Origin of the sequence: Streptomyces sp. McG3 (assembly GCF_018619185.1) — a bacterium.
Taxonomy (GTDB): domain Bacteria; phylum Actinomycetota; class Actinomycetes; order Streptomycetales; family Streptomycetaceae; genus Streptomyces.
In genome coordinates, this window is record NZ_JAAXYC010000404.1 from 1 (window position 1) to 5,908 (window position 5,908).

7 protein-coding genes are annotated in these 5,908 nt (G+C 72.6%); 2 read left to right on the forward strand and 5 right to left on the reverse strand.

Annotated features, from left to right (window positions below):
• On the forward strand, nucleotides 1-480 hold a 480-nt coding region (locus HET64_RS35450; RefSeq protein WP_215111356.1), incomplete at its 5' end, for an ABC transporter substrate-binding protein.
• 33 nt (nucleotides 481-513) lie between these two features.
• On the opposite strand, the gene HET64_RS35455 is transcribed toward HET64_RS35450, so the two are convergent.
• Genes HET64_RS35455 through HET64_RS35475 form a run of 5 tightly spaced genes read right to left on the reverse strand, consistent with a single transcriptional unit; the run spans nucleotide 514 to nucleotide 5,407 of the window.
• Complete coding sequence (locus HET64_RS35455) at nucleotides 514-1,767, reverse strand: ABC transporter substrate-binding protein (RefSeq protein ID WP_215111357.1); 1,254 nt, start codon at nucleotides 1,765-1,767, stop codon at nucleotides 514-516.
• Nucleotides 1,764-2,933 (reverse strand): branched-chain amino acid ABC transporter permease, encoded by a 1,170-nt coding sequence (locus HET64_RS35460; RefSeq protein WP_215111358.1) that lies wholly within the window; start codon nucleotides 2,931-2,933, stop codon nucleotides 1,764-1,766. Before HET64_RS35460 ends, HET64_RS35455 begins: the two co-directional genes overlap by 4 nt.
• A complete protein-coding gene (locus HET64_RS35465; protein WP_215111359.1) occupies nucleotides 2,926-3,816 on the reverse strand; it encodes a branched-chain amino acid ABC transporter permease in 891 nt (296 codons plus the stop codon). The genes HET64_RS35460 and HET64_RS35465 overlap by 8 nt, the downstream gene beginning before the upstream one ends.
• The gene (locus HET64_RS35470) at nucleotides 3,813-4,613 is read right to left on the reverse strand and encodes an ABC transporter ATP-binding protein (RefSeq protein ID WP_215111360.1); all 801 of its coding nucleotides are present in this window, start codon (nucleotides 4,611-4,613) and stop codon (nucleotides 3,813-3,815) included. The genes HET64_RS35465 and HET64_RS35470 overlap by 4 nt, the downstream gene beginning before the upstream one ends.
• Nucleotides 4,610-5,407, reverse strand: a complete 798-nt coding sequence (locus tag HET64_RS35475; RefSeq protein WP_215111361.1) for an ABC transporter ATP-binding protein — start codon at nucleotides 5,405-5,407, stop codon at nucleotides 4,610-4,612. Before HET64_RS35475 ends, HET64_RS35470 begins: the two co-directional genes overlap by 4 nt.
• A gap of 264 nt (nucleotides 5,408-5,671) precedes the next feature.
• Here HET64_RS35475 and HET64_RS35480 point away from each other — a divergent pair, with 264 nt between their 5' ends.
• Nucleotides 5,672-5,887, forward strand: coding sequence for a hypothetical protein (locus HET64_RS35480; RefSeq protein WP_251146331.1), 216 nt, complete (start codon nucleotides 5,672-5,674; stop codon nucleotides 5,885-5,887).
• The last annotated feature ends 21 nt before the right edge of the window (nucleotides 5,888-5,908 follow it).

The window sequence follows — 5,908 nt, forward strand, 5'->3', positions numbered from 1 at the left end:
GTGGTGTACGGGGGCGGGTGGCGGGATGCCGGACGGTTCGCCAAGTCGCTGGCCAGGGCCGGGTTCCTGGGGCCGAAGATCGGCACCCAGGCCGTGCACGACCCCCGTTTCCTGGCGGAGGCCGGCGAGGACGCGGCGGGCTGGCTGGTCGTCTCGACGGCCGCCGACCCGGCTTCCGTGCCCTCGGTGCACCCTTTCGCCGCCGCCTACCGCAAGCGGTTCGACAGCGCGCCGCCCCTGTTCGCGGCGGAGGCGTACGACGCGGTCGGGCTGATCGCCGCCTGTGCGCGGGGGCTGGGCCGGGAGCGGATCACCCGCCAGGACCTGCTGCCCGCGCTGCGGACGACCTCGTACAAGGGGGTGTCCAAGAGCTACGCCTTCGAGCCCGCCAACGGGATGTACACCGGGACCGGGGTCTTCGTCTACCGCGTGGAGCGGGGGCGCTTCCGGTACATCGGGATGGACGGCCGGGAGGTCTGACCGGGTGTCCCCGGCCGGACCTCCCGGCAGCGGTCAGGAACCGGCGGTGAAGGACTCCGCCGCCGCGGCGACCTCGGCCGGCCGGACCACCTTCAGCCCGCCGGCGGCGCCCGCGTCCGGCTTCATGATGACGCTCTCCCGGGTGGACGGGGCCTTCGGGTCCGAGAAGTCGTGCGACACCCCGAACTCGCTCCCGTACCCCTTGATGGTGAGCAGCGCCTTGTCGATGCCCTCGCGGGTGAGGTCCTTGTCGTCGCAGGCCTTCGACAGCGCCTCGCCGAACAGGGAGGCCGCCGTGTAGCCGGCGACGACGCCGTTGTCGAGCACGTCCTTCGGGTACTGGGCGGCGTACTCCTTCGCGAGCTTGGCGGGGCCGTCGCCCGGGTCCCCGATGGGCAGGGTGGAGGCGGCGACGTAGTAGTCCTTGAGCAGTGCGGGGCCCGCCTGGGTCTTCAACAGCTGCGGGGCGAAGGCCGAGTTGTTGCCGACGACCGGGACGTTGAAGCCGGTGGCCGCCGCGACGCCGACGAGCGAGGCCGCCTGGCGCGGGCCCGCGCTGACGATCACGGCCTTGACCCCGGCCTGCTTGAGGGCGGCGACCTGGGCCGTCATGTCGTTGTCGGTCGGCTTGATCTTCTGCTCGACGACGGTCAGCCCGGCCTCCTTCGCCGCGTGCTTCGAGCCGACGAGCGCGTTCTCGCCGTAGTCGCCCTCGAAGTACACATGACCGATCTTGTCGCCCTTCGCGATGCGCTTCTCGGCGAGGAGATAGTCGATGAGGTTGATCGTCTCCACGTCGTAGGTGGCGCCGATGACCCGGATGTACGGGGAGCCCAGCAGATTCGCCGACCAGGCCTGCGGCAGCACGAGGCCCTTGTCCTGGCCGTCGATGCGCTGCTCGACGGCGGCGACGAACGGGGAGCCGATGAACTGGGCGAAGCCCACCACCTCCGGCTCCAGCTCGGTGTACGCGGCGATCGCCTTCTGCGGGTCGTATCCGTGGTCGCGGACCGTCAGTTCGATCTTCCGGTCGCAGATGCCGCCCTCGTCGTTCGTCTGCTTGACCCACAGCTGCTGCGCCTGGGTGACGCTCTTGCCCAGCGAGGCGTAGACGCCGGTCATGTCGGTCAGCACGCCGAGGGAGATCGTCGAGGAGGAGACCCCGGGACCCGTCTTGATCCCGCCCTCGCCCTCCTCGGCCGCTTTTCCGTCGGTCGCCTTGCCGCTGCACCCGACGAGGGTGACGGCGAGGGTCGCGACCACGGCCGTAACAACTCTGAGTTTCATGACTTCTCCCCTGGATTCTTCGGAGCCGCGGGCTTCTTCGCGCGTGCGAGGCCCAGGCGGGCGAGGCCGCCGGGCAGGAACAGGACCACCGCGACCACCGCGGCGCCGTACAGATAGCGGGACGCCTCACCGGGCGCCAGCCCGCCCGTGCCGGGGGCGGAGACCAGCGGCAGGGAGTCGCTGTAGTGCGTGAACACCTGCGGGAGCAGGGTGACGAACGCGGCGCCGATCACGGCTCCGGCGACGCTGCCCAGCCCGCCGATGACGATCATGGCGAGGTATTCGAGGGAGAGGATCATGCCGAAGTACTCGGGCACGGTCCGCTGGAAGACCAGGGCGAGCAGGACGCCCGCCAGGCCCGCGTACATCGAGGACAGGACGAAGACGCCGGCCCGGTAGCGGGCCACCGGCACGCCCATCACCCCGGCCGCGATCCGGTGGTCGCGGATGGCGTTCATCGCCCGGCCGGGCCGGCCGCGCAGCACGCCCCGGGCGAACAGCGCGCTCAGCAGGAGCGCGGCCAGGCCCACGTACCAGAGTTTCTCCGAGGAGCCGAACGGCACGGCGGCGACCACGACTTCGGTGTCGTCGAAGGTGAAGCCGAACAGCGACAGCGGCGGTACGGCCCGGCCGTTGTAACCGCCGGTCAGCGAGCCCGCGTTGAACAGGACGTGCTGCCCGATGAAGATCAGCGCGAGGGTCGCGATGCCGAGGTACGCGCCGCGCAGCCGGCCGGCGATGGGGCTGAAGAGCCCGCCCGCCGCCCCGGCGAGCAGCACGGCGAGGATCGCGGCCAGCCAGGTGGGCAGCCCCAGTCCGGTCAGCCTGTGACCGTTCTCGGTGCTGCTCACGCCCGCCAGGACGGAGTAGCCGTACGCGCCGACGGCGAGGAAGAACGCGTGGCCCATGGAGAGCTGCCCGGTGGCGCCGGTGAGCATGTTGAGCCCGATGGCGCCGATCGCCGCCGCCATCGCGAACAGCCCGGCCTGGAGCCAGAAGCGGTCCACGTAGAAGGGGAGGACGAGGAGCAGGAGGGAGCCGATGAGGACGGCGTACGTACGGGGCCTGCGCAGCCGTTCGGTGAGGCCCTGGGCGCGGGTGGGTGCGGGGGCCGGTGCGGCAGGGGCCTCGGCGGCGGGGGCGGCTTCGGCGGTGGTGTCAGACACGGGCCAGCTCCTTCGTGCCGAAGAGGCCCGCGGGCCGGATGAGCAGGACCGCGACCATCACCAGGTAGGGCGCCAGGTCGCCGATGCCCCGGCCGAGGAAGGCGAGGTCGCTCTGGTAGCCGGTGGCGAGCGACTCGGTGACGCCGACGATGAGTCCCCCGGCGAGCGCCCCGGTGGTGGAGTCGAGCCCGCCGAGGATCGCGGCGGGGAACGCCTTGAGCGCGGCGAGTGAGGTGGCGCGCTCCAGGCCCGGGGTCGGGAACACGGTGAGGAAGAGGGCGGCGACGGCGGCGAGTGCCCCGGCGACCGCCCACGCGGCGAGCGAGACCCGGCCCAGCTTGATGCCCATGAGCGCCGCCGTCTGCGGGTTCTCCGCGGCGGCGCGCATCGACACGCCCCACGAGGTGTAGCGGAAGGCGAGCAGGAACACCGTGATCAGCAGCCCGGCGGCGAGGAACGCGGCGATCCGGGTCTGGGCGAGGGTGACGCCGCCGATGGAGACGACCTCGTTGCCCCAGGGGTCTCCGAGGGCGAGCACGTCCGTACCCATCCGGCGGGTGAGTTCGGTGATCAGGAGGATGTCGACGCCGATGGTGACGATGGCCAGGACGCTCTGGTCGCTGCCCCGGTAGCGGCGCATCACGAAGAACTCGATGGCCGCCCCGACGGTCGCCGCCCCCGCGATCCCGACGAGCAGCGCGGGCCAGAACCCGATGTCGTCGTGGAGCACGGCGGTGACGTAGCCGCCCGCCAACAGCAGGGACGCGTGGGCGAAGTTGACGACCTCGGTGGCCTTGAAGATGACGACGAAGCCGAGCGCGATGAGTGCGTACACCGAGCCGATCGACAGGCCGCCGAGGAGGAGTTCGACGAACGTGGTCATTGAGGTGCTCCCAAGTAGGCCTGGACGACGGCCGGGTCGTTCTGGACCTCGGCGGGGGTGCCCCCGGCTATCCGTCGTCCGAAGTCGAGTACGGTCACCGCGTCCGCGAGCCGCATCACCACCCCCATGTCGTGCTCGACCAGCACGATGGAGATGCCGAGGCTGTCGCGTACGTCGGCCACGACGGCCGCGGTGCGGCGGCGCTCGACCGCGGTCATCCCGGCGATCGGTTCGTCCAGCAGCAGGACCTTCGGCTCCATGCACAGGGCGCGGCCCAGCTCGACGAGCTTCTGCTGCCCGTACGGCAGTGATCCCGCCGGGCGCTCCAACTCCGCTGCGAGGCCGATGAACGCGGCGATCTCCCGCACCCGTTCGCGGTGGCGCCGTTCCTCCCGGGCGGCGGAGGGGAGCCGCAGGCCGGTGGCGACGAACCCGGAGCGGGTCAGCCGGTGGCGGCCGAGCAGGAGGCTGTCGGCGACGGTCGCGTGCGGGGGCAGCGCCAGGTTCTGGAAGGTGCGCGCGACCCCGAGGCCCGCGATGGTGTGCGGCGCGAGTCCGGTGAGTTCGGTGTCGCCGAGGCGGACGTGTCCGGAGGTGGCGCGGTAGACGCCGGACAGGACGTTGAAGCAGGTGGACTTGCCCGCGCCGTTGGGCCCGATGACGGCGTGGACACTGCCGGGTTCGACGGTGAACGAGACGCCGTCGAGGGCGGTGAGCCCGGAGAAGCGGACGGTGACGTCCTCGACGGCGAGTGCGGCCGTCGTGCTGTGCGCGGAGGCCGTGGCGGTGGTGGTCACGCGGACCACCTGCTCAGGGTGCGGCGGTTCCGGGCGGCCGGGTCGGCGTCCGCCGCCGCGTCCTCGTCGACGACGCCGAGGTAGCGGCGGCGGACCTCGTCGGACGCGGCGAGTTCGTCGGCGGGCCCGGACAGGGCGACCTCGCCGACGTCGAGGACGTACGCCGTGGAGGCGAGCCGCAGGGCGATCGCCGCGTTCTGCTCGACGAGCATGACGGAGGTGCCGGCCGCGTTGATCTCCTGCACGGTCTCCGCGATCCTGGCCGCCATCAGCGGGGCGAGGCCCAGCGAGGGCTCGTCCAGCAGGAGCAGCCGGGGGCCGGCCATCAGGGCGCGGCCCATCGCCAGCATCTGCTGCTCGCCGCCGGACAGCAGCCCGGCCCGCTGGTGCGCGCGGTCGGCCAGCACCGGGAACAGCTCGTGGACCCGGGCCAGCGCGGCGCCCGTCGCCCGGCGCCCGCCGCGTGCCCCGAGGGCTCCCGCCCGCAGGTTGTCGGCCACCGTCATCCGGGCGAAGACCTGCCGGCCCTCCGGCACCTGGACCACTCCGGCGGCCACCACCTGGGCGGGCCGCAGCCCCTCCAGGGGGCGGCCGTCGAACCGGATGGTTCCGGTGCCCGTCCCCCGGTGGAAGCCGAGGGTCCGCGACACGGCCCGCAGCAGCGTGGTCTTGCCCGCGCCGTTGCCACCGAGTACGGCGGTGATCCCGCCGTCCGGCACATCGACGGAGATGTCGCGCAGCGCCCGGACCGGGCCGTAGCCGACGGACAGCGCGCGGATCTCTAGCGTTGCCATGCGTCCTCCTCCTTCCGCCTTGTCGTCCCGTGTTCACCTGGCGTGCTCATCGGTGAAGGCGTGGCGTCGTGTGTGGTGCCACAGACCAGCACCGGGCGGGACGTGCGTCCACGGCGCGGGACCGACTCGATGCGGGCGACCAGCGAACGGAGGGCCTCGTTGTGCACGCGCACAGACGCGGTGACGGGCGGGCGCCCGCCCCTGCGGCCGCTGGCATCCTCATCGGTCATCAGGGACGCCCGGACCCGGGGGACGGAGCGGCGGATGCGGCGTGGGACGCGGTACGGGGCGCTGCTCGGCCCGCTGCTGGCGGGCGGGGCGCCCCTGGGCCTGGTGGAGCGTGCGGTGCGCGGCCTGGGGCTGCCGGAACGGGGGCGTTACGCGGTGGTGGTGCTGGGCGCGCCCGTGCCGGAGGCCGCGGTGGTGGAGGGCCCGGACGGGGACGGGGCGCGCTGGTGGCTGTCTCTGATACACATCTGACGCTGCCGACGACTAGTCGAG